Origin of the sequence: Pontibacter mangrovi (assembly GCF_006385705.1) — a bacterium.
Classification (GTDB): Bacteria; Bacteroidota; Bacteroidia; order Cytophagales; family Hymenobacteraceae; genus Pontibacter; species Pontibacter mangrovi.
Window position 1 is genome coordinate 20909 of sequence record NZ_VFRQ01000015.1, and the last position, 23249, is coordinate 44157.

Here is a 23249-nt window from a genome sequence, read left to right on the forward strand (position 1 = left end):
CCTAACATAAAAAATAAAGTGTGGGCGTGGGAATAAAATAAATTGAAAACAGCCTTGATAGCAGCAGGCGCAGCATAAAAGCAACTGCACTTGATTACCGTTTATAAATGAAGACCAATCAATATCTAAAACTATGAAAAAGCTGTACTTGTTTGTCTTAACACTTCCACTATTGCTGAATTACGCTTGTACTTCAACACCCTCTTCTGACGTCGCAGATGCAACGGCTTCACAAGAAGCACAACCTGTGGACTCGGTAAGCCTCCAAATGATTGCCGCTGATCTGGTCTCCCCGGTGTTCCTGACGCAACCACCTAACGACGAGCGGCTTTTTGTGGTAGACCAGGTAGGTGTGATTAGAGTGGTGAAAGACGGCCAGCTACAACCGGAGCCATTTCTGGATCTGCAGAGCAAGATTATCAAGCTTAAAAGTAAACATGAAGAAAGGGGGCTGCTGGGCTTAGCCTTCCATCCGGAGTTTAAAAGCAACGGAAGGCTCTTTGTATACTATAGCGCCCCGCTAAGACCGGATGCCCCTAGTGGCTTTGATCATACCAGCGTGGTGGCAGAATACATGGCGACAGGAAACAACCGCGAAAAAGCCGACCCCAACTCAGAGAAAGTGCTGATTAATGTGAACCAGCCGCAGGATAACCATAATGCCGGCACGCTCATGTTCGGCCCCGATGGATATCTATACATCAGTTTAGGCGACGGTGGCAACAAAAATGACATCGGGGAAGGGCACGTCACGGATTGGTATAACAAAAATGACGGTGGCAACGGCCAGGACGTGAAACAGAACCTATTGGGCAGTATTTTGCGCATCGACGTCAACAGCGGTTCCCCTTATGGTATTCCTTCGGATAACCCCTTCGCTGGCAATCAGGACGGCATGAAGGAAATCTATGCCCATGGTCTGCGTAACCCCTACCGCTTTTCCATCGACAACAAAACGGGTATGATCATCGCTGCTGACGCGGGGCAGGTGCTGCGCGAGGAGATCAATGTTATCCGGAAAGGAGCGAACTACGGCTGGAACGTGAAAGAAGGCACGCTGTGCTTTAATGCTGCCGACAACAAAAACCCGCTGCCTGACTGCCCTGACCAGGACAGCCTGGGGAACAAGTTTGTGAACCCTGTCATAGAATTCAAAAACAGCATGACCTACCCGGACGAAGGATTGGGTATAGTGAGTGTTGGTGGCTACGTGTACAGAGGAAACAAACGTGCAGCCCTGAATGGGGACTACCTTTTTGGAGTCTGGACCCAGCACCACGGCAAACCGGACGGGGCCGTTTTTGCAGCAAAGATGGCTGGCGAGCAGGGGCCCTGGAGCTACAGGAAGCTTTACTTTCGTGACAAGCCGGGCAGTGCATTTGGGCACTACGTGCTAGGCTTTGGACAGGACAACAGCGGGGAGGTGTACATTCTGGGGAGCGACGAGGAAGGCCCAACCGGCAAGACAGGGAAAGTATATAGGATTAATTAGTTGTAAGAATGGTAACCATTATAAAAACATAAATGATAAGCTATTACATACGGCTGTGCCAAGTTGTTTAATATGTGCAGTTTTGAATCTAAAGGCGATTATTTAATATCTATGATAGAAGATAAACACTTGGAGACAAATCCACAGGAGGTTGTTTTAGACCGCTCGCCCTCTGCCAGAAATATCCACGCAATAGTTTTTGAGGAGGCTGAATCCGAACTGAAGCGGTCTTCACCAGCTTTATTATGGTCTGGTTTGGCGGCTGGGCTTTCGATGGGTTTTTCCATGATCTCGGAGGGATTGCTGAAGGCTTATCTACCGGATGCAGAATGGAGTATTTTAGTATCTACCTTTGGGTATAGCATGGGCTTTCTGATCGTGGTTCTGGGCAAGCAGCAACTATTCACCGAGAACACGCTCACACCAATACTGCCGCTGCTGCACCGTAAAAACATGGCTACGTTCTTGAATGTCGGGCGTCTTTGGGGGATAGTGCTTTTCGCCAACCTGCTGAGCGCTTTAATTATCGCTAGGGCAATCGCCTATACCTCTATCTTCGAGCCGCATGTGATGAAGGCTTTTGAGGCGATAGGGAAGAAGGCAATGGAGCCGGGTTTTGGCACTACCCTGTTGCGGGCGGTGTTTGCTGGCTGGCTTATCGCCCTGATGGTATGGCTCTTACCTTATGCTGATGCCGCCCGGGTTTGGGTAATTATAATTATTACATACATAGTAGGAATTGGCCATTTTAGCCATGTTGTGGCAGGTGCTGTCGAAACCTTTACGCTTGCTGCCACACAACAGGTTTCCTGGTTCGATGTGCTGGGGAATTATATCCTGCCCACGCTTATCGGCAACATACTCGGTGGCGTGATCTTAGTAGCAGCCATCAACTATGCCCAGATTAAAGCAGGCAGGTTTAAAAAGGGTAATACTTAGCTTTTTATACATGCCTGCTTCAGCATCTCGGTCATTTGTATGCAACACTCTTTTGTGCGTTGAGTTAGCAGGACCAACTGATTACTGCCTTCTTTCGGTGTGCCGCTTGCGGGTAAGCGGCGGAATAAAATAAAATTCCCTTCAGGTTGTAAGAGTTAAAGAAATCCAACTCTGCTTAAATATTCACGTTTCTATATACTTTACTTCAACAACTATAAAACCATAAAATGGAACACGCTAACCAAAATAGTAATATGAAAGGAAGCTACACAAAGTTTGTATTGATGCTGGCCTTCTCTTTTGTTGCGATGTACATCACCATGTACATGAACACGTATCAGTTTGACCATGTGTATTTTAGCATGACACGCTTTTACATGTCCTGCCTGGGTATTTCGGCAATGGCCGTGATCATGTTTTTGTTCATGAGAAAAATGTACAAGAACAGAACAAAGAACATGGCAATTATTGCAGGAAGTATTCTCTTGTTTATAAGTGCTTTATCTCTTGTTCGCGCACAAGAACCAATCGGCGATGTGCTTTGGATGAAAGCCATGATCCCGCACCATTCTATTGCCATATTAGCCAGCGAGCGTGCTGACATTAAAGATCCTGAGGTAAAGAAACTGTCGGAAGAAATAATTAAAGCGCAGAGAAAAGAGATTAGTGAGATGAAAGCAATGTTAGAGCGCCTGGATAAAGAATAGCACCTGCTCTAAACATGCAATTATTGAAGATTGGTCGGATTAAACAGTCTTGAGGCGCTACACACATGAGGTGTAAATTGGGTTTAGCGCCAGAGGGTAAGTATCTCTAATCTCGATTAACTACACCAAAAAGTAACAGCCCTGCCTCTCTAAGAAAGGCAGGGCTGTTGCTTTTTACCTTATACTCAATTGTGTGTTGTCATTTCTACCAAAGGGAGAAATCTGTAATGCTTTGTGCAATAATTCAGATTTTCCAAAGCTATACTCGCTCTCTTAGACTCTCGCGTTAAGAGTGTTCGAAATGACAGAAAGTTGCTAAAATACTACAGCCAGCTATCAGCCATTAGTTTTATGTACCACATCCCAGGTCCAGCCGTCCATTTCCAGTAATGCCGTAAGCAGTTTTCTGTGTTCCTGTACCTCATGGCTAAAAAGTGGCTTATGCTGGAGTGGTATCCCTTTCTCCTCCAGCTCCGAAAGATCAGGAACTGGGGCGCCCTCTTTAGGGGAGGCACTTGTCAAGAAGCTGCCTTTTACCATATTTAGGTACGAGTCCAGCGCTTTCTGCAGCATACTCATTTTCAGCTGATCTACTCCCGCCTGTGGTGATACCGTTTGCGCCAGCATCAGGTGCGTTTCAGCCAGCAGCACAACAGCAGGTGTGATAGCCTGTTCAGGCTTACTGTCATGAAAATAGTGAATGACAGGGTAAGACTGATGGTTAACGGTGTGCTGCAGCAGCATTTGACACAGATCCGAAGTAGTATCGAAGAAAGAAGAGAGTTCTTGCCCGTTCCAGCTGTTGGTTAGTACCTGCTGCGGCGTTTTACCCATACTGCTGATGTAAAGGCTGAGCTTGCTTTGCACGCCCACGGCAGACAGCACCGGGATGAAATACGTGATGGAAGTAGTGATGAAAGCCAGGCCGGAGAAAGCCGCGACACTGGTTACAATCCGCCAGAAGTCATTGGTTACCACATAGTCGCCCACACCCAGCGTGGAGAGGGTAAAACCGGCATAATACAGCTTCTCCCAGGCATCGGCAGGAGCCAGCGTACTGCTCTTCTGAACAGCGTCGGGATCTGACAGCAGCAGCAGGAACAGCCCCAGCCAAAGCCCGACTACCCACACCAGCAGGATAGAGACCAGTACAGATGGGCCGGCATACTGTAGCAGTTTTGATTTTCCTTTTCTGCCTGCAGCAAGAAAGAACACTTTCCAGACGGACCTGGACACAAGATTGGTGATTTTTCCTCCTCCGTTGGACGAAAGCGTGGTTTTAATGATATCAAGTACGGTGATGGCAAAAAGGAAGGCTCCAAGGCAGAGGTATAGGATATTCATAAAATAGCATGGTTTGCACTAAATATGCTTCTTAACGAATATATAGAAGAATGGATTTGCAGCACTTTTTGTAATTCGCTAGCCGGTGCAGTTAAACAACATGCCTACAAATTGTTTTAACCTTTACCTCTTGCCGATTGATAATTCAAGGCGGTTTTTTTCTAAGTATATATAAAAATTGACTCAAAATATGTAAAACGGTGCTGCTACACGGAGAGTATAACAGAAATGTGTTGAACTAATTTGTATAACTATGAACAAAGACTTAATAAAAGCCTTAGCAGCATGTGAGGTATCTTGCAACCATTGTGCTATTTCTTGCCTCCAGGAAGACGATATAAAAAAAATGGTGCCCTGCATCCGGCTGGATCTGGACTGCGCTGCTATTTGTAGAGCTACATTAGACTATGTATCGCGTGACTCCCGCTACGCGAAAGATCTTGTACAGGAGTGTATCAAAATTACCAAAGCCTGCCAAGAAGAATGCAAGAAACACGATATGCAGCATTGCCAGGAATGTGCTGACTCTTGCGCCAAGTTAGTGCAGGCCTGTGAGCAGTACATGAGTGCTTCATAAATCAGGCTTAAGTATGGTAGCTGGTTTACTGAAAGCCAAATTGTTTGCCACACTAGTATAAAATGATGTGGCAAGTACAAAGAGCAACTACTAAGTAGCCAGTGAAACCGGTGATAATACCGTACAACTAAACTGATGTATAGTTACTTGAGCCATAAAAAAGTACAATAGAAATATCCCCCTGCTGTCGGAGATTTTTGCAGTCGCTCCGGTGGTGGGGGTTTACTATTTAAAGCTAAAGCAGAATTACCGCCAGCTTCAAGCTTACAGAATTAACTGAAAGGCTGTGTCAGTTGAGTGGATAGGAAGCCGGAGCAGAGTTTCTCTTTGGCTGTAGGGCAAATCAGCCAGTCAAAGTATATTAAATTTCCCATACTTATGCAAAGTATCCTGAATAGTAGAAATTATGCAGCGTTAGTGATTTTCATGATAATACACCTTGCGCTTACCCAAAAAGAGGCCGCTGCCCAAACCGACACTATTGTTTACAACCTGACCATTGACCAGCAGCAGGTGAAGATAGCCGGCAAAAAAAGTATGGGCATGACCATCAACGGCTCCATCCCCGGCCCGACCCTGCGGTTTAAGATCGGCGACTATGCGGTGATCCGTGTGACCAACAAGATGCCTAAGGAAACTTCTATCCATTGGCACGGCATCCTACTGCCCAACTTCTTTGACGGGGTTCCTTACCTTACCACACCGCCCGTTGAGCCGGGCACTACCTTTACCTATGAATTTGAGCTTAAGCATACCGGCACCTACTGGTATCACTCCCACACCGGTTTGCAGGAGCAGATGGGGGTGTATGGCTCCATTGTGGTTGAGGACCGGGAACAGAAGCTGGACTATGACTCGGACCTGGTGGTGGTGCTGTCGGACTGGACCTACGAAAAACCTACAAACGTACTGAAGACGCTGAAGCGAGGCTTGGAAATCTATGACATCCAGAAGGGCACTTCCATACCGCTAAGTATGGTAATAGCCAGGGGAGCATTGGGGGCGCAGCTAAATTTTTGGAAACAGCGCATGGAGGGAGCCGACATCGCCGACATATACTACCCCGCCTTCCTGACAAACGGGCAGCCTGTGCGGGAGTACCCAGAGTATAAGCCGGGGCAAAAGGTAAGGCTGCGGGTGATCAACGCAGCCGCATCCAGCCAGTTCTGGCTCACCTTTGGCGGAGACACGCCCCTGTTGGTTGCCGCCGATGGCCCCGATGTGGTACCCGTTAAGCGTGACAAAACCTTTATCGCGGTAGCCGAGACCTACGATTTTATTGTGACCATTCCGCAGAACGGGAAGCTGGAGATGAAGGCCACCGTGCAGGACGGCTCCGGCCACACCTCTGCCTTGCTTGGCCAGGGGCCTGTTATACCCGCACCCGATGTGCCCCGACCGGATAAGATTGCGATGATGCAGCAGATGGCAGCCATGAGCATGAAAATGGGAGCTCCGGCCACCAAGTTCAACCCCAGCGAGGAGGAGCCTTACGAGATGATGAAGGAGTGGGGCATGCAGATGGATGATGAGATGCAGATGGGGGAAGGCATGCACATGGAGCACGGCAAAAGTATGGACCAGATGGACATGAAACAGCCGGAAAAGAAGCAGAAGCCCATGCAGCACAACATGGAGATGAAGCAGGACACAACAGGCGCTAAAAAGATAGACCACTCCAAAATGGAGCACCAGAGAATGCCAAAAGACACCACCGCTGCAAAGGGTATGGATCACACCAAAATGAACCATACCATGCACAGCAGGGAAATGCGGCAAGACTCCGCCGTTGCCATGGAAATGGACCACGCGAAGATGAACCACCGTATGCACGAGCAAGATGTTGACACAGCCAAAGCCAACTCCATTAAAGAGCGCAAAAGCATCGGAATGCAGCACGAGGGAATGCCCGGTATGGAGATGTTTGCTGAATACAACTACGACTACCTGAAGGCGCCCGAGTCAACCGACTTTGCAGAAGACAAACCTGTGCGGGAGATACTCCTCAACCTGACCGGCAACATGGTGCGCTATATTTGGAGTATGAACGGCGTGCCACTAAAAGAAGCTGACAAAATAAAAATTAACCAGGGCGAAGTTACCCGCATCACGCTCAACAACCTGACCATGATGCACCACCCTATGCACCTGCATGGGCATTTCTTTCGGGTGATAAACGAGCACGGGGAGTACTCGCCGCTCAAGCACACCGTAAACGTGGCACCGATGCAGAAAGTGGTGATTGAGTTTGATGCCAACGAGTACGGCGACTGGTTTTTCCATTGCCACATCCTCTACCACCTCGATGCCGGTATGGCCCGCATCTTCAGTTATGACACTCCCCGCGACCCGCGCCTGAAAGGCTACCCGCTCAACATCCTGACAAACAAAAGCAACCACTTCTTCTTCTGGGGTGCCGTGGATGCCGCCTCCCACATGAGCGAGACAAGGATGGTGCTATCGAATCTGCGCAACCAGTTTACCTTAACAGCAGAGTACGGATGGAACAAGAACCTGGAGGCAGAGCTTACCTACGGCAGGTTCCTGTACGATTACCTGAACGTGTTTGTGGGGGTGAATGTGGAAAACGAGCAAGAGGATAGTATGGATGAGGTTGAGACCACCGCCATTACCGGCATTAGGTGGCTGACACCTTATATGTTCAATCTGGACCTGCGCATGGATAACAAACTGCGCCCTCAGATCAGCCTGGGCCGGGAAGTTCTCATTTTTCCGCGTACGTTTCTGTTTGGCGAGTATGAGTACCAGGCGGACTTTGGTTGGGTTAACGACTTTGAGCCGGAGGAAGGCACGGGTAAAGTGGATAGTTACCGAAGCGAGACCACCTGGAATGTGGGGCTGGAGTACCTGATGTCGAAGAGTTTTTCGCTGATGGGCAGCTACGACAACCGCTTCGGAGCGGGCGGTGGCCTAACGGTGCGCTTCTGATGTAGTTTCTGCGTTCCCTGGAGTAGGTAATTTTAGACTTTAGCGCCCAGTTTTGAACCGGTTGTGGATTTGGTGTTATATTAGCCTGATGAAGTTAAAAAGTAAGCAATATTATATCCGCAAATCTCACCGCTATCTTGGCCTTGTGTTAGGCGTTCAATTCTTCTTCTGGACACTTGGTGGGTTATACTTCAGCTGGAATAATATTGATAAGGTACACGGGGACCACCTCAGGAGCGGGAAGAAATATTTCCCGGCGTCTATGCAAATGGTATCGCCACAGGTAGTGCTGGAGCAGCTAAAAGTAAATAAGGCGATAGACTCTGTGCAGTCGGTGCAGCTGATCGAAATTGCGGGTGTGCCTACTTACCAGGTGCGCTACTTTTCGGGTGCCATGGATCACGCACAGCATGAAGCTGAGGGGCACATGCCGAGCCATACTTCCAATGTAAAAGTGCAGCTGGCCAATGCCGAAACCGGTGCGTTTGTCTCACCGCTTTCTGAAGATATGGCCGTGGTAGTTGCCAAACGGCAAATGGCGGATCCGATAAAAGTGGATAAAGTGGAGTACCTGACAGAAGTTAGTTCGCACCACGAGTACCGCGAAAAACCGTTGCCAGCATGGGCCGTAACCTTTAGCAAGCCGGACAAATGTACGGTGTACGTTTCAGCAGAGTTAGGTACATTCCAGGCTATACGCCACGACCAATGGCGCGTATTCGATTTCCTCTGGATGCTGCACACCATGGACTACGCCGGCAGAGACAATTTCGGAAACGTGTTGTTAAAAGCGTTCTCTATCTTTGGCTTGCTTACTATACTTTCCGGCTTTGTGCTGTATTATATGTCGTCACCGTCGGTAAGAAAAGTAAAGAAGCGGGTGCAGAAAGTATAGCGCATCATCTTAATAAACCCTTATCTAAAGTATAAATTCAACGTGAAAAAGAAGACATTCCTTTTAGGAGCTGCGACCGTAGCGGCAGCAATCACAACAAGTTGCACCAGTACCACAGAGGAGAGCCAGCAGGAGCAGGTTTCCTCTGTAGAAATAGCAGAAACCCCAGAGCCACAGGAGTCACAGCCAGACACGATTAAAGGCAGCATCCCATCCGAAGCCACAGGAAGTATAGGCAACGCAGACATTAAAATAAACTACCATGCACCGGGCGTAAAAGGGCGAATTATTTGGGGAGGTTTGGTGCCGTACAACCAGGTATGGGTAACAGGAGCACACATGGCCACCTCTTTTGAAACTGATAAAGCCTTGATAATTGATGGCAAGGAATTACCTGCCGGTAAGTATGCTTTATTTACCATACCGGGAAAAAATGAGTGGACGGTGATCTTCAATAGGGACTGGCAGCAGCACCTGGCCGACAAGTACGATCAGAAAAAGGATGTGCTGCGAGTGCAGGTGAAGCCAGAGGAACTGAAACAACACCAGGAAAGATTGAAGTATGAGATACTTGGGAAAAATAGCTCAGAAGGCGACATTCTTATTGCCTGGGATAAAGTTGGACTAACGGTGCCAGTTAGATCTAACTCGTAATCAAAGCATAAGGAGGTGGCAAACGCGCTCTGACACCTCCTTATAGATTTAACGATAGAAGGCAATATAACTTTGGGAACAGACGCAAATATTCATCTGCACCAACTGGTAGCGCTGGCTCCCACACCCAGCACCACACGAGGCGTAACTTGCCTTCCGACTCTGATCTCGGCAAGATCTATAACCTCCACCTGCTACTTTAGCTGCCTACGCAGCAGCTGCGCGTTAATAGCCACAATCACGGTGCTCAGGCTCATGAGCGCCGCCCCAACAGCAGGAGACACCATGATACCCTGCTGATACAGCACACCGGCAGCCAGCGGTAGCGCCACCACGTTATAGCCCGTTGCCCAGATCAGGTTCTGGATCATTTTCCGGTAAGTTGCCTTACCAAATAGTATGAGCGAGGCAATGTCCTGCGGATTGCTGTTGACCAGGATGATGTCGGCAGTCTCGGCGGCCACATCGGTGCCCGAGCCCACGGCAATGCCCACGTCGGCCTGCGCCAGGGCAGGGGCGTCGTTCACGCCGTCGCCCGTCATGGCCACAAACTCACCATTTTGCTGTAGCTCTTTTACTTTCTCCTGCTTCTGGTGCGGCAGCACATTGGCCAGGTAGCCATCCATGCCCAGTTTGTCGCTTACGCTCTTGGCTACACGCTCATTGTCACCGGTTAGCAATAAGTTCTTAATGCCGTTCTCTTTCAGTATCTTTATGGCTTCCTCTGACTCAGGTCGTATTTGGTCTTTCAACGTGATAAAGCCTGCCACCTGTTGGTCTATCATAATATAGACCACGGTTTCTACACCATCTTCGGCATCGTTTTCGGGTACTTGTATGTTGAACTCTTTAATGTAGTTTGGCCCTACTACCTTCACATCCTTTCCTTCCACGGTTCCCTCCAAGCCCTTGCCGGGCAGGTAGTGAAAGTCAGAGGAAGCGGGTATGGTAATGCCTTCTGTCTCAACCTTGCGCAACACGCCCTGCGATATGTAGTGCTCTGAGTTTTGCTCGACTCCGGCTGCCAACCTTAGCAATTCCTGCTCTGTGTAGGCCGGGTTCAGCGATACAACCCGTGCCACCTCATGCGAGCCTTGGGTTAGGGTACCTGTTTTGTCGAAGATGATGGTGGTGATGTTGCGTGAGTTCTCAAAAGCAGTACGGTTACGGATCAGGAGCCCATTGTTTGCAGATACAGCTGTAGAAATAGCCACTACCAACGGTATAGCCAAACCCAGCGCATGCGGACAAGAAATAACCATAACGGTAACCATCCGCTCCAAGGCAAAGCCAAACTCAGCACCGGCAATTAGCCACGCGACTAAGGTTAAAGTACCGGCAGTAAGGGCAATGTAGGTGAGCCATTTGGCAGCCTTGTCGGCAAGCCGTTGCGTATCTGATTTTGTTTTCTGAGCCTCCTGTACCAAGGTAATTACCTTGTTCAGGTAACTGTCTTTTCCGGTGCTTTGCACACGCACCTGTAGCGAGCCGTTGCCGTTTATGGAGCCACCAATTACCTTATCGCCTGGTTTTTTCTGCACCGGTTTGCTCTCACCAGTCAGCATGCTTTCGTTCAGGTAGCTATCTCCCTGTACCACTTCGCCATCGGCAGGCACTTTCTCACCGGGCTTTATTAGAATAAGATCATCTGCTTTTAGCTCCTCTACCTTCACTTTTATGGTTTGTCCATCTTTGATAAGCGCAGCCTCGGCTGGCATCATGCTCACCAGTAACTCAAGGGCTTTGGAGGCACCTAACACAGATCGCATCTCAATCCAGTGGCCCAGCAGCATTACCACAATCAGGGTGGCAAGTTCCCAGAAAAAGTCCATGCCTTTTATCCCGAAGGCCACTGCCGTGCTGTATACATAGGCCACGGTAATGGCTACGCCAATCAGCGTCATCATGCCCGGGGCCTTTTTCTTAACCTCCTCGGCAAGGCCTGTTAGAAATGGCCAACCCCCATAAAAGTAGATGATGCTGGAAAGCACAAAGGAAATCATCATGTTGTAGGGGATATTCAAAGAGTAGCCCAGAATATCCTGGATCATAGGGCTGATGATGATAACCGGAACCGATAATGCAAGTGAAACCCAGAAGCGTTTCTTAAAGTCCTCGATCATCATGCGGTGGTGGTCGTGGTGGCCCTCATGCTCCCCGTGTTCCGCGTGGCCTATGTGCTCTTCGTGCGGTGGGGGCGTGCCTTCTCCATGCGGCATGGCCTTGTGGTGGGCGTGCAGTGTCTTTTCCTCCAGCCGCTCTGTTACCTGGTTTTTCTGATCCTTTGCCTGCTGGCGCTGACTTTTCCCCTGGTGGTGTTGATGGTCATGATTCATGATAGTAGCTTCTAAGATTGATAATCAACTCTTAATTTTTGGGCCATTTCAGGCGTAACAGAATCGGCATACGTTCCATAAGCATCTATCAGTACACCTTTTACGCCCTGATCGGAGGAGATCGCGTACACAACCGAGTTATCGTCAGGGTTGCTAGCTCCTTCAAACCGATGTACCTCATTGATGTCAAACTCCCCCGCCCCTAACTCCAGTTGTAAACGGGGGCACTCCAGACAGTACGGGCGTAAGTTAAAGTCCTCCACATAGCCCCGCTTCTTTAAGTCATGGAGCGCCTCGACTATGGTTTCGTAGTGGTACTTGTTCATCCTTGTCAGCTTTAAGTTTCATACATTTAGAATCTACGCGCACAGCTAAAAAGCAAAGGCGCAGCTATGGGGCTGCGCCTTTAAATTAATGATGGTGCCCTGTGTCCAGGTACTTGCCTTGGGGGCCGACTCCCTCTATGTGTACGAGCTGCGCACCATAATGTCCTGCCATGGCCACGCTGTAAGCGGCACCGGTAAGAACAAAGGCTACGACCAGCACGCTCCAGCGCTGGCCCTTAAACAGGAACTGACTCAGCAGCTGTGCCGTTAGGCCTATTCCCGCTAAGTAAATGGTCCAGTCGGCGTAGTAGTCGTGCTGGGCGAGTACAAGCTTTGCATGTTCTGTGAGTCCGCTGGTATGCGGATGCGCGATTTTAGTAACATAGTAGGCCATGCCAAAGCTTATTAGGGTGGCTATGGTGGTGATCCAGTCCAGCTCTCTGCGCAGAAAAAGGATGTTGCAGAGCTGCACGGCGGCGGCTACCAACAGCAGCACGATGGGGAAATGCACAAGCAGAGGGTGCATGTTAGGGAAGTCATCCGGTCTGGCGTGGGCACTCTCCGGTTCTTGCTGGTGGGCGGCATGCGCTTCGGGAGCTACTGCGGGTTGCACTACGGCAGCGGTATCTACTATCTGCGGCTTCTCTTGCTTTGCGGCAGCCTTCCCGTGTTTCTCGCCTCCGTGTGCGTAAAGTGTTTGGGTACTAATTACAGATAAAAACAACATTAGGAGTAGTAAAAAACAGGTGTTTTTCATTCTTATAAAGCGTTAGTTAAGTGGGCGTATTATGATTTACACTAAACCTCCACAATACCTAACTACTCACAATAATATTAAAATTAGCAGCCACTGATTGCACACAAAAGTGCTAAGCAGGTGCGTTGCCTTTGAACACACTTAGAGTACTCGAGCGAGACGAAGGCAGTTTTATAAATTTATGGAGCAGCGTTATATATCTGTGGAGAAACCTTAGTATCAATACAGGTTATCGATAGTATGACGGTCTGAGCCACCCTGCCGCTTGTATTGATTGAGGGTGGTGCCAGTAACTTCCTTAAACTGCCTGGAAAGGTGCTGCAGGCTTTTATAGCCGAGCTTGGTTGCAATAGCAGTAAGAGGAAGCTCGTCGTAAGTGAGCAGCTCTTTGCTGCGCTCTATTTTTTGTAGCACAATGTACCTATTCAGGGCTATACCCTCAGATGCTTTGAAAGCCGTGCTGATGGTGGAGTAGTCTTTGTTTAGCTTCTCGGCCAGATAAGTAGACAGGTTCGTGGCAAGGGATGAAATCTCATCACTATAAACTAAATTAATGACGGCTACTTTGATACTCTCTACAAGCTCTTCTCGCTTATCGTGGAGCAGCTCAAACCCTTTCTGAGCCATGGCCGCTTCTATGGCCGTTTCATCCACCGCTTCGTTTTCACCGATAACGGCTGTACCCAGCTCTACCTCCAGAACAGGCAGGCCCAGCTTTTCCAGTTCTTCCCGCACAACCATAATACAGCGGGGGCACACCATATTTTTAATGCGAAGCACCCTTTGGTGCTGATTCTCTTCACTCATTTAAACCAATAGTATGTTAGCGGCTAGCTTGCTTTAAAAGCGAACTACCGCTTCATTTGATGTTACAAACACATTCAGCGCGTTACATGCCTTACTGCAAGCCAGGAAGAGCGGCGCAGGTGAAAGGCACAGAAGGTCACGCACATCAGAGACGGAAAAGCATAGCTCTTCCATGATGCGGTCAGGAGCAGCTTGTGCATCAAATGACTAAAGAGTGCAGGAATATTATGATGTCAGGTATTTTAGGAACAGGGGGATCAGGGGGAGCGTGCGACACCGCTGTAACACAGTTCTTATAAAAAGCGCGTAATACAGCCTGATAAAGGCTATCCATGAAGGTATACGATGCCTTTACAAGCGACGGCAGCTCCACGGGAGGAGCGCTCTTTAAAAAAGGGGCGTAAGCTAAATCAGAGCAACAGCTACTATCCTCCGTTGACGACGCAGGATGCTTCTCCTCATGGTGTGCGTGCTCCTTACCGTGATGTTCCGAAGAGGTTTCATGTTTATGGCTATGCCCACCATGCTCTGCGCTGTGGTGTTGTGCTGGAGTGGAAGCTACAGGTTGGAGCCGCTCAGCCAGGTGCGGCAGGTTGCAAACCAGCTGAACAAGGTACAGGCTCACGAAGACTGCCAATAGAAGCAGCCCCGTAAAGTTTAAGTTCTTGTTATGTCTGGTTCTTCTCATGAAGTAAGGCCTTTGTGCGGCAGCCCCTTAACCTTCGCACAGTGTAAATATATAGAAAAAACAATAAAATACAGGGTTGCACTGTACTTAAGCAAGATACGCCTCCACTAATACTGAATATTCGGGGAAAAAGCTTCTCAGCCAGTCGCTCCAAGGTTCAGTAACACCTGTGGTGGGAATACAGCTATAGATGCATGCGTGAGTCCCTGGCAGACTCACGCATGGTTAGTTTTAGTTCAGCACTTCCTCCGTGCCGCCGCACTTGAGCATCTGCTCGCCGAAGTATGGGTTGCGGATTTCCTGGTTAGCGCTCAGCCAGTAGGCGCCTTGGTTGTTGTTTGCCATCGGGCAATGCTGGTAGTAGAGCTTCTGGTCCGTCGCGCCGAATGCCTTGGTAAGCGAGAACGTAGCCTCTGAGAGTAGCTCCAGGCTTTCACGCTGTGCGCTCACCTCACCTGCCTCAGCAATTTTGGTGGCACTTTGCTTTACTTCCTCCACCTTCTCTTCGGCAAAGGCTTTCTGCTCGCCCTCCAGCTTAGCTAGGTCTATTTTTTCGGCGGCGGCAAGTACAGATTCAGCCGCTGCCTTCGCTGTTTGCGCGTTGGAAGCAACGAGCGCGTCCTTCAACTTTAGGTAATTGTCTACCAAAGCTGCCACTTGTGCCTTTACAGGCCCGCCAACCGAAGTATAGTCAGGAGTCTCTATCACCTCCTGCGTTGTCATTTGTCCGTGGTCCATAGTGCTATGGTCCATACCTTCGTGTTGATCCTGAGCTGCCTCCGTTGTTTCCTGCTGCTTTTCGGCACAGGCAGTAAAGGTAAAGGCACCCATTACGGCCCCGGCAAATGCGATTCTTTGAATTGGTCTTAGATTCATTTTTTAATTTATTTAGTGTTAGTGATTAATTTGATTTACTAGTACAAAGGCGACTAAAGCGCTTACGATAAGGTTAACGGCCCACATCTCAGCCATTTCTTACTGTTTGGTTCTTTCGGTTCGTCGGGCGCTATCCTGCAGCAGTCTTTCATTGGTTTTAATGGTTATGGCCTGCCATCGGGTCGCCGCCCTTCTTCAGCACAAACTCGCTGTAAAGCAGGTAGGCCCCTGAGGTCACGACTTTATCATTCTCTTTTATTCCCGAGAGTATGGCTACATTGTTAAAGCTTTCCTCACCGAGCGTCACCATGCGTGCCTGAAAGGTTCCTTTTCCTGTCTGCACCCACACATGGCTGCCACGCTCATCCCGGATAACCGCATCAGTTGGTACAGTCAGGCTCTCGCCGCTCTTGCCGGGGAGCGTCACGTTGGCCTGCATACCCGGCAAGTACTGCCCCTCATTGTTTTTTAACTCAGCACGCATGACAGCTACCTGGCTCCCGGCCCTATACTCCGGGTTCAGGAAGGTAACCTTGGCTGGAACAGCCCCTTCGGTAAAGCCTTGTACTGACACCTGAACCGGATCCCCCACCTGCACTTGGGCCACCTCCTGCGGGTAGAGCTCGGCCTCCACCCAGATGCTGCCCAGCTTGCCCAGCCTGTAGAGCACGCCGCCTTCGGCTACGTACTGCCCTTCGGCGGCGGCAACTTCTGTTATTACGCCTGCGCTTGGAGCTACAAAAGTGACTCTGGCATTCAGTTGATCCGTACTGGCCAGTCTTCTGATCTGTGCCTCCGTCAGGCCATAGAGCAGGAGTTTCTTTTTGGCAGCTTCCAGAAAAGAAGCAAAGCGCGGGTTCTCCTGTCCCAGTTCCTGGTTCTGCCTGAGGGCCAGCAGGTACTCGCGTTGCTGGGTCAGGAGCTCCTCCGAGTACAATTCGTAGAGCGGCTGCCCTTTCTGAACACGCTGTCCGGTTTCTTTGATGTAGAGCCTCTCAATGCGCCCTGCGGCACGGCTGCTAACCACATCGGTTTGTGTCTCGTCCAGCACGAGTTGCCCGGTCAGGATGGTACTGCTGCCCACGTCGCCATACTTTACCCGTTTCACAGCGATGTTCCCCAGCGCGATCTGGCTGTCGCTCAGCATCAGCTCCCCCTCATTTTGGCCTGCCTGCGACACCGGCACCAGGTCCATGAAGCAGATAGGGCAGGTGCCGGGCTCGTTCTGCACGATCTGCGGGTGCATCGGGCAAGTATAGGTGGTTGCGTCGCCCTCTGTATGGGCTGCCTCCTCATGGCTGCAGGCCCCCAGGGTAATTACCATCAGGAAGGCCAGCAGGTATAGGGTGTAATTTCTTGCTCTTCTCATCATGCGCTTACTTATTTACTTTGATAAAGCTCTCGCTGTCCACCAGGAACTGCGCATTAGCGGCCACCACATCGTTCTGCTGTAGCCCTTCCACGACCTGTATCTGATTTCCTTCCGTTATGCCCGCCGTAACAGGCACTGGCTCAAACACACCGTTTACTTTCTTAAAGGCCACAGACCTGGTGCCCATGTCCAACACGGCAGCTTTAGGCACCCAGAGGGCAGGATCCGTGGTATAGCTGGCGCGGGCAGTTACCAGTTGCCCCACCATCGCCAGCTTTTGCTGCCCCGGCAGGTACACCCGCACCTTGGCAAAGCTCTCCCCTTCCTCATAAAAAGGCTGGAGAAAGTCTACACTCGCCTCCAGGCGCTCGCCGGGTAGCTGCGGAAAGGTGACCTGCACCGGAGCTCCTTTGGCCAGTGCGCTCACCTGTGCGGTAGGCACATTAAACTCCGCCCACAACTGGTTGGGGTTTACTACCCGCAAGAGCGGCTGTCCGGTGCTCACATACATGCCCTCCCTTAGCTGGATAGCTTCAGCCGCAGCGGTAGGAGTAGGCGAAGCGCTAGCTCCTGCGCCCGCGCCATTGCCGCCTCCCATGGCACCCATGCCACCGCCTGCACTTACTGCAGCGCCCGCCGCCGTACTTGGTGTAGCGGATGGGGCTGCGGTGTTCAGGCCAATTACATAGCCATCATAAGGACTGTAGAGGGCAAAAGTATAGCTCTCTTCCCCGGTTCGTAGGAGGCGGGTTATTTGTGCATCGGTGGCACCCAGCAGGCGCAGCTTCTGCTTTGCCGCCTCAATCAGTTGTTTGTCCTCGGGAGCCGACTGTGCCAGGTAGACCAGCTCTTTCTGCGCCGTAATCAGCTCCGGGCTGTAAACCTCCATCAGCTTCTGCCCTTTGCGGATGGACTGGAAGTTATACTTTACATACAGCTTCTCAATTCTTCCTCCCACGCGGGCAGGCACAGTATAAATCCGACGAGGATCGTAGGTGATGATGCCTTCCATTTGCACCGTAGCCTGCACCGTTTTTTCCTGGGGCTTTGTAGTGGCAACCGAGGAAACGACGGTACTGTTTGTAGGCCTCAACAAGAACGCTAGATCCTCTGTGATTTCGATCTCTGTGCCATGCCCAGACTTGGGCACCAGGTCCATGCCGCAGATCGGGCAGGTGCCCGGCTCGTTCTGCACGATTTGCGGGTGCATGGGGCAGGTATATTCTGTATCACCTCCCGCATGCTCCGTTTCGTCATGGCTACAGGCTCCCAGGGTAATCACCACCAGAAGGGCCAGCAAATAAAGAATGCTATTTTTCAATTTCCTTCTCATAATTCACAACCATTAAGTACAGCTCCTGCAGCCTGTTCAGATATTCCATCTGCGCCATGTTCAGCGCCTCCCACGCATCAATCGCCTCGGGCAGCTGCGCGGTGTTCTGCTCGTAGGCCAGCATTGTCACATCGTAGTTTTTCTTTAGGGCGGGAATGATCTTTTTTTGATAATTCTCCGTCTGTGCCCACAGGGTGTTCAGTTCCAAAGCCATGTTCCGTATCATGCCCTGGGCCTCGTTTACAATAGATTCCCTTTCCTGCTGCATGGCCTCTATCTCCAGGTTCATGGCCTTGGTGTTGGCTTTGTACATTTTGGAAGACCACGGGGCGATCGGGATAGAGACCATGCCCATAGCCGTGAACTGTTGCGGCATCATGCTGTTACGCGGGTACATGTGATCAAAGCGGATACGGAAGTCGGGCTTACGCTCCAGCTGCTCCAACTCCACGTTCAGCCGCATGGACTGAACCGTTTTGTCCAGCTGGCGCAAATCGCTTCGGACGTTGATAAGGCTGCTGGTATCCACGGCAAGGAGTGCTGGCTCCGGCATCATTACTGCGGTGTCGATGCGGTACCGCTGCTCTTTAGGCAGGTTCATCAGTATATTCAGCTGCACGTTTTGCTGCTCCATCTGGCTGGCCGTCATCAGCTGCATGTTCTGCACTTCATGCAGGCGCCCTTCTGCTTTGTACACGCTTCCCAAGCTTCCCTGGCTGTAAGGGTAGCGGATTTTAGCCAATTTTAGCATGTACTCCATAATGTGCTCGCTATCTTGCAGCACATCCATCTTTTTTTCGAGCACCACCCAGCTGTAGTAGGCGGCTTTCGCCTGTGCCCGCAGCTGATTGAAGGTAACATCCCTGCCTGCGGTCTCGATAGCCGCTCTGGACTTTAAATACTTCTCCTTGGCGCGCAGCTTGGCAGGGTTTGGGATAGCCTGCTCCGCTGAGAGCATGTAAGACCCTTCCCGCTCATCACGCTCTACGCTTTGGCGGGAGTAGGGCATCATAAACACGCCGCCACCCACCATGGGTGCCATCCAGCTTCTTGCCCCTTCTGCATAGGCATCCATGGCCCTGGCCCGGTAGTCATATTCCTGAAGCATCGGGTTACTGCTGCTGATGCGCTGCAGTACGCTGTCCAGGTTCATGATCTGTTGCTGGGCCAGCGCCGGAGCGCTGGCCAGCAGCATCACAAACAACCAAACAAAACACTTGTATTTCTTAATGCTTAACATCGTAAATTTCCAATTTGCCGTGTTTCTTTAACTCATACTCTTTTGTCATCTCAAACACCACCGGCGTTACCAGCAGGATGTGAACCGAAGAGGTAAATACCCCCCCGATCAGCGGAAGCACAATCGGTAGCATGATGTCCGATCCTACTCCGGTGGCCCACAATACAGGAACTAAGCCAAACAGGGACACTGACACCGTCATGATCTTTGGGCGAAGGCGCTTGGCCGCACCTTTAAAGACATAGTCGCGGATATCCTGCTTCGTGATCGTGTCACGGGAGTTGCCTTTCGTGGCCACCAGCTCTTTCATCGCCTCATTCAGGTACACGATCATCAGCATACTTGTCTCCATGGCCAGGCCAAACAAGGCAATAAAGCCCACGGCCACGGCCACCGACAAGTTAACGCCATAGAAGTACACAATGTACACACCCCCGATCAAGGCGAAGGGAATAGTACCCAGGTTGATGAGTGCTTCTTTCAGGGACTTAAAGGAGAAGTACAGGATGAAGAGGATAATCACCAGCACCAGCGGGATGATGATTTTGAGTGTGTTATTGGCGCGTACCTGGTTTTCCCACTGCCCGCTCCACTCCAGATAATAGCCCTCCGGTATGCCTGTCACTTCCATGTTGATCTTTTCGATGGCCTCCTGCACGGTGCTGCCCAAGTCACGGTCCCGAACATTAAACAGCACCGCCCCGCGCAGCTGCGCGTTCTCCGAGTTGATCATGGGCGGTCCGTCAGTAAATCGGACGGTGGCCACGGAGGATAAAGGCACCGTGCCAGCCGAGGAAGTCTGGATCGGGATGCGCCGGATGCGCTCTACGCTGTTACGGTACTCCTGTGCCAGCCGCACGTTAATGGAAAAGCGCTCGCGCCCCTCAACGGTGTTTCCGATAGGCGTGCCGCCCAAGGCCGACTCCACGATCATGTTCACATCGTCCACCGTCAGGCCATAGCGCCCCAAGGCTTCCCGGTTGATGTCAATCTCCAGGTACTTGCCACCTGTAATGGGCTCCACGTACAAGTCCTTCACACCCGGTACTCCGTTCAGCGCCGTTCTTACCTTTTCAGACACAGCCGCTATGGAATCCAGGTTCTGGCCGTATACCTTCACGCCCACGTCGGTGCGGATACCGGTGGCCAGCATGTTGATACGGTTGATAATGGGCTGGGTCCAGCCGTTGACCACCCCTGGTATCTGCAGCTTGGCATCCAGTTCCTGGATAATGTCCTGCTTGGTAACTCCCTCGCGCCACGCTGACTCCGGTTTCAGCATGATGATTGTCTCAATCATGCTGATAGGGGAGTTGTCGGTGGCGGTGCTGGCACGGCCGGCCTTGCCCAACACGCTCTCCACCTCGGGCACCGACTTAATGATTTTGTCCTGTACCTGCAGGATGCGCTTGGCCTCTGCGTTAGAAATGTCGGGCAGCGTGACGGGCATGAAAAGGATGGACCTTTCATCCAGCGGCGGCATGAACTCTGTGCCCAGGCTAAAGAGCATGGGAATAGAGATCACCAGCGCCAGGATGTTTATGCCTAGTGTGGTTTTGCGCCACTTCAGGCACCACCTCAGCACAGGCCCATACACTTTCTCCAGCGCTCTGTTGATTGGGTTGGCGCTCTCCTCCTTGAACTTTCCTTTTAGGAGGAAAGAGATCAGCACAGGCGTGAGGGTTATGGCTATAACAGCATCCACTATCAGGATGAATGTCTTTGTCCAGGCGAGTGGGCCGAAGAGCTTGCCTTCCTGCCCGGTGAGCAGAAACACAGGCAAAAAGGAGGCGATGATAATCACGGTACTCCAGAATACGCTGGGACCCACCTGCTTGCTGGCCCTTTCAATTATTCTGAATCTATCTTCTTTCGATAATTTCATGTTCTCTGTCTTTTGAAAGATTTCGGTTAGTCCTCCCAAGGTTTACCCTTGGTCGCGTCGGCCAGGTGCCGGTAAGCATTCTCTACCATCACGATGGCATCATCCACGATCACGCCGATGGAAAGGGCTATGCCTGTGAGGGACATGATATTGGAGGAGATGCCAAAGGCATTGAGCAGGATAAAACCGATAGCGACCGAAAGGGGTAGCTGGATCATGATCACCAGGGCACTACGCCAATGGAAGAGAAAGAGGAGCACTACCAACGAGGCCACAATCATTTCCTCGATCAGGGTGCCTTTGATTGAGTCTATGCTTTCGTTGATGAGGCCGCTACGGTCGTAGACGATGTTGAACTTCATGCCTTCGGGCAGACCTTTGGCGACTTCCTTCATCTTCACCTTCACGTTTGCGATCACCTCTTCCGCATTCTCCCCGTAGCGCATCACGACGATGCCGCCCACGGCCTCGCCTTCGCCGTTCAAGTCGAAGATGCCCAGGCGGCTCTCACCTGTCATCTGCACCGAGGCCACATCCCTTACCCGTACCGGGATGGTGTTGCTGGTAGTGATGGGTATATTCTCAATCTCTTCGGCAGACTCTAAATAACCGGTTGTTTTGATGATGTAGCCAATATCCGAAAGCTCAAACTTGCGACCTCCCGCCTCATTGTTGTTGGCCCGCACCGCCTGAATCACCTGCGGAACGGAGAGGTTATAATAAGTAAGCTTGTTGGGGTCAAGGGTGAGCTGGTACTGCTTCTGAAAGCCCCCGAAGGATGCCACCTCGCTCACACCCTCCACGTTCTGCAGCGCAAACTTCACATACCAGTCCTGTACGGCGCGCTGCTCACCCAGATCCATGCCAGGGGCATCCAGGGTATACCACAGGATGTGGCCGACACCGGTACCGTCAGGGCCCAGGGTAGGGGTTGCGTCTTCAGGCAACATGTTGCCAACAGAGTTCAGACGCTCCAGCACGCGGGTGCGGGCCCAGTACACGTCCGTCTCATCCTCAAAGATGATATAGATAAAGCTCATGCCGAACATGGACGTTCCCCGCACATATTTCACTTCGGGTAGGCCCTGCAGGTTCGTCACGAGCGGATAGGTAATCTGGTCTTCCACGAGCTGCGGGCTGCGGCCCATCCATTCGGTAAAGACGATGACTTGGTTTTCAGACAAATCCGGAATGGCATCTACCTTGTTTGTCTGCACGGAATAGACGCCCCAGCCAAACAGCGATGCAGCGATGAGCAGCACCATTACACGGTTGCGGAGCGAAAAGGAAATTAGCTTTTCGATCATGGGAATAAATGAATAACCTTAACAGGAAATGACTGGCAGCCACAGGAAATGACAGAGACGGACATAGTGCCAACGGACAGCCAATAGTGTGGCTAGGCTACACCAGCACACTCGTCCAGAGAGGCACATGTAAGACTGTAAGGTTAAATAAGAAAGGACTGCACCAGAACAGGTATGTCCCGGGCAATGGGAGGGGAGGTGTAAAGCGCGTAAGCAGGTTTAAGTTCCTCCTGAGGGGCAAAAAGCTGCAGTATCACCACTTTTACAGCGGCAATGAACTTAAGATCCAGCGTTTTAGTGGGCGTAAGCGCCTTCGCATCCGTGGTTATATCCAGGCGCTCTATGGTCAACCGGTGATCTTCGCAGCAGCTTCTCTCCTTAGGCTCTTCCTCAGGGGCGTGGCAAGGAGGCAGCTTTTCTTTCATCTGCTCCATGGGACATTCATCTGCCTGCCCGTACAAATTCAGGTCGCGTATCTCTCCGGCACATAAATGCATGCCTACCGATATGCCTGTCGAGGAGACAAGCACTAGCAGTGCAAGCGTTAGCAGTATGATCCGGTGAAGCACTCTCATAAGATGATTTTGCCACAAAGTTACAATAGAAGCAGCTGGCACTGTTACATAATTAGCATTTTATTTTACATATTTATTGGACTCTCTTGACTAGGTCATGCAGCTATATAGGCTATAAAGCACAGAGAGTAGCTTTACGCCCCACTTTAAGGGTCTAACAAACGACTTTCAGCTCCCTTTTGTTCAGCCT

General features: G+C 50.8%; 19 protein-coding genes. 7 read left to right on the forward strand and 12 right to left on the reverse strand.

The window, feature by feature from the left end:
• Positions 1-268 precede the first annotated feature (268 nt).
• The 3 genes from FJM65_RS19080 to FJM65_RS19090 all read left to right on the forward strand — a co-directional run bounded on the left by FJM65_RS19080 (position 269) and on the right by FJM65_RS19090 (position 3138).
• Positions 269-1492, forward strand: a complete 1224-nt coding sequence (locus FJM65_RS19080; RefSeq protein ID WP_181163795.1) for a PQQ-dependent sugar dehydrogenase — start codon at positions 269-271, stop codon at positions 1490-1492.
• 111 nt (positions 1493-1603) lie between these two features.
• Positions 1604-2431, forward strand: a complete 828-nt coding sequence (locus FJM65_RS19085) for a formate/nitrite transporter family protein (RefSeq protein WP_140455372.1) — start codon at positions 1604-1606, stop codon at positions 2429-2431.
• A 227-nt stretch (positions 2432-2658) separates the two neighbouring features.
• Entirely contained in the window at positions 2659-3138 is a 480-nt protein-coding gene (locus tag FJM65_RS19090; RefSeq protein WP_140455318.1) for a DUF305 domain-containing protein, read from the forward strand.
• A 336-nt stretch (positions 3139-3474) separates the two neighbouring features.
• Here the strand turns inward: FJM65_RS19090 and FJM65_RS19095 are convergent, their stop codons facing one another.
• The gene (locus FJM65_RS19095) at positions 3475-4482 is read right to left on the reverse strand and encodes a potassium channel family protein (RefSeq protein WP_140455319.1); all 1008 of its coding nucleotides are present in this window, start codon (positions 4480-4482) and stop codon (positions 3475-3477) included.
• A gap of 253 nt (positions 4483-4735) precedes the next feature.
• Between FJM65_RS19095 and FJM65_RS19100 the strand changes: the two genes are divergently transcribed.
• From FJM65_RS19100 to FJM65_RS19115, 4 genes are all read left to right on the forward strand, one after another.
• Complete coding sequence (locus FJM65_RS19100) at positions 4736-5059, forward strand: four-helix bundle copper-binding protein (RefSeq protein ID WP_140455320.1); 324 nt, start codon at positions 4736-4738, stop codon at positions 5057-5059.
• A 426-nt stretch (positions 5060-5485) separates the two neighbouring features.
• The gene (locus FJM65_RS19105; RefSeq protein WP_140455373.1) at positions 5486-8008 is read left to right on the forward strand and encodes a multicopper oxidase domain-containing protein; all 2523 of its coding nucleotides are present in this window, start codon (positions 5486-5488) and stop codon (positions 8006-8008) included.
• A 262-nt stretch (positions 8009-8270) separates the two neighbouring features.
• On the forward strand, positions 8271-8903 hold the full coding sequence (locus FJM65_RS19110) for a hypothetical protein (RefSeq protein WP_394348148.1): 633 nt from the start codon (positions 8271-8273) through the stop codon (positions 8901-8903).
• A gap of 42 nt (positions 8904-8945) precedes the next feature.
• Positions 8946-9557: a DUF2911 domain-containing protein gene (locus FJM65_RS19115; protein WP_140455322.1), complete on the forward strand. Its 612-nt coding sequence runs from the start codon at positions 8946-8948 to the stop codon at positions 9555-9557.
• A gap of 194 nt (positions 9558-9751) precedes the next feature.
• Here the strand turns inward: FJM65_RS19115 and FJM65_RS19120 are convergent, their stop codons facing one another.
• The 11 genes from FJM65_RS19120 to FJM65_RS19175 form a co-directional block, all read right to left on the reverse strand.
• The gene (locus tag FJM65_RS19120) at positions 9752-11893 is read right to left on the reverse strand and encodes a copper-translocating P-type ATPase (protein WP_210240318.1); all 2142 of its coding nucleotides are present in this window, start codon (positions 11891-11893) and stop codon (positions 9752-9754) included.
• A gap of 11 nt (positions 11894-11904) precedes the next feature.
• Positions 11905-12219, reverse strand: coding sequence for a phosphoribosylpyrophosphate synthetase (locus FJM65_RS19125; protein WP_140455323.1), 315 nt, complete (start codon positions 12217-12219; stop codon positions 11905-11907).
• 85 nt (positions 12220-12304) lie between these two features.
• Complete coding sequence (locus FJM65_RS19130; protein ID WP_140455375.1) at positions 12305-12946, reverse strand: hypothetical protein; 642 nt, start codon at positions 12944-12946, stop codon at positions 12305-12307.
• A gap of 249 nt (positions 12947-13195) precedes the next feature.
• On the reverse strand, positions 13196-13783 hold the full coding sequence (locus tag FJM65_RS19135; protein ID WP_140455324.1) for a helix-turn-helix domain-containing protein: 588 nt from the start codon (positions 13781-13783) through the stop codon (positions 13196-13198).
• 919 nt (positions 13784-14702) lie between these two features.
• The gene (locus FJM65_RS19145; RefSeq protein ID WP_140455325.1) at positions 14703-15347 is read right to left on the reverse strand and encodes a DUF3347 domain-containing protein; all 645 of its coding nucleotides are present in this window, start codon (positions 15345-15347) and stop codon (positions 14703-14705) included.
• Positions 15348-15504: 157 nt separating this feature from the next.
• Positions 15505-16719, reverse strand: a complete 1215-nt coding sequence (locus FJM65_RS19150) for an efflux RND transporter periplasmic adaptor subunit (RefSeq protein ID WP_140455326.1) — start codon at positions 16717-16719, stop codon at positions 15505-15507.
• 4 nt (positions 16720-16723) lie between these two features.
• On the reverse strand, positions 16724-18019 hold the full coding sequence (locus FJM65_RS19155) for an efflux RND transporter periplasmic adaptor subunit (RefSeq protein ID WP_181163796.1): 1296 nt from the start codon (positions 18017-18019) through the stop codon (positions 16724-16726).
• 10 nt (positions 18020-18029) lie between these two features.
• Positions 18030-19292, reverse strand: coding sequence for a TolC family protein (locus FJM65_RS19160; protein WP_140455328.1), 1263 nt, complete (start codon positions 19290-19292; stop codon positions 18030-18032).
• The gene (locus FJM65_RS19165) at positions 19279-21177 is read right to left on the reverse strand and encodes an efflux RND transporter permease subunit (RefSeq protein ID WP_140455329.1); all 1899 of its coding nucleotides are present in this window, start codon (positions 21175-21177) and stop codon (positions 19279-19281) included. Before FJM65_RS19165 ends, FJM65_RS19160 begins: the two co-directional genes overlap by 14 nt.
• Positions 21178-21203: 26 nt before the next feature.
• Positions 21204-22484: an efflux RND transporter permease subunit gene (locus FJM65_RS19170; RefSeq protein WP_140455330.1), complete on the reverse strand. Its 1281-nt coding sequence runs from the start codon at positions 22482-22484 to the stop codon at positions 21204-21206.
• Between the two features lie 143 nt (positions 22485-22627).
• The gene (locus tag FJM65_RS19175) at positions 22628-23059 is read right to left on the reverse strand and encodes an HYC_CC_PP family protein (RefSeq protein ID WP_140623702.1); all 432 of its coding nucleotides are present in this window, start codon (positions 23057-23059) and stop codon (positions 22628-22630) included.
• Between the last annotated feature and the right edge of the window lie 190 nt (positions 23060-23249).

Excerpts from the sequence above, each read along its gene's own strand:
- FJM65_RS19080 (WP_181163795.1), top strand. The coding sequence starts at position 269 with ATGATTGCCGCTGATCTGGTCTCCCCGGTGTTCCTGACGCAACCACCT.
- FJM65_RS19085 (WP_140455372.1), top strand. The coding sequence starts at position 1,604 with ATGATAGAAGATAAACACTTGGAGACAAATCCACAGGAGGTTGTTTTA.
- FJM65_RS19090 (WP_140455318.1), top strand. The coding sequence starts at position 2,659 with ATGGAACACGCTAACCAAAATAGTAATATGAAAGGAAGCTACACAAAG.
- FJM65_RS19095 (WP_140455319.1), bottom strand. The coding sequence starts at position 4,482 with ATGAATATCCTATACCTCTGCCTTGGAGCCTTCCTTTTTGCCATCACC.
- FJM65_RS19100 (WP_140455320.1), top strand. The coding sequence starts at position 4,736 with ATGAACAAAGACTTAATAAAAGCCTTAGCAGCATGTGAGGTATCTTGC.
- FJM65_RS19105 (WP_140455373.1), top strand. The coding sequence starts at position 5,486 with ATGATAATACACCTTGCGCTTACCCAAAAAGAGGCCGCTGCCCAAACC.
- FJM65_RS19110 (WP_394348148.1), top strand. The coding sequence starts at position 8,271 with ATGCAAATGGTATCGCCACAGGTAGTGCTGGAGCAGCTAAAAGTAAAT.
- FJM65_RS19120 (WP_210240318.1), bottom strand. The coding sequence starts at position 11,893 with ATGAATCATGACCATCAACACCACCAGGGGAAAAGTCAGCGCCAGCAG.
- FJM65_RS19125 (WP_140455323.1), bottom strand. The coding sequence starts at position 12,219 with ATGAACAAGTACCACTACGAAACCATAGTCGAGGCGCTCCATGACTTA.
- FJM65_RS19130 (WP_140455375.1), bottom strand. The coding sequence starts at position 12,946 with ATGTTGTTTTTATCTGTAATTAGTACCCAAACACTTTACGCACACGGA.
- FJM65_RS19135 (WP_140455324.1), bottom strand. The coding sequence starts at position 13,783 with ATGAGTGAAGAGAATCAGCACCAAAGGGTGCTTCGCATTAAAAATATG.
- FJM65_RS19145 (WP_140455325.1), bottom strand. The coding sequence starts at position 15,347 with ATGAATCTAAGACCAATTCAAAGAATCGCATTTGCCGGGGCCGTAATG.
- FJM65_RS19150 (WP_140455326.1), bottom strand. The coding sequence starts at position 16,719 with ATGATGAGAAGAGCAAGAAATTACACCCTATACCTGCTGGCCTTCCTG.
- FJM65_RS19160 (WP_140455328.1), bottom strand. The coding sequence starts at position 19,292 with ATGTTAAGCATTAAGAAATACAAGTGTTTTGTTTGGTTGTTTGTGATG.
- FJM65_RS19165 (WP_140455329.1), bottom strand. The coding sequence starts at position 21,177 with ATGAAATTATCGAAAGAAGATAGATTCAGAATAATTGAAAGGGCCAGC.
- FJM65_RS19170 (WP_140455330.1), bottom strand. The coding sequence starts at position 22,484 with ATGATCGAAAAGCTAATTTCCTTTTCGCTCCGCAACCGTGTAATGGTG.
- FJM65_RS19175 (WP_140623702.1), bottom strand. The coding sequence starts at position 23,059 with ATGAGAGTGCTTCACCGGATCATACTGCTAACGCTTGCACTGCTAGTG.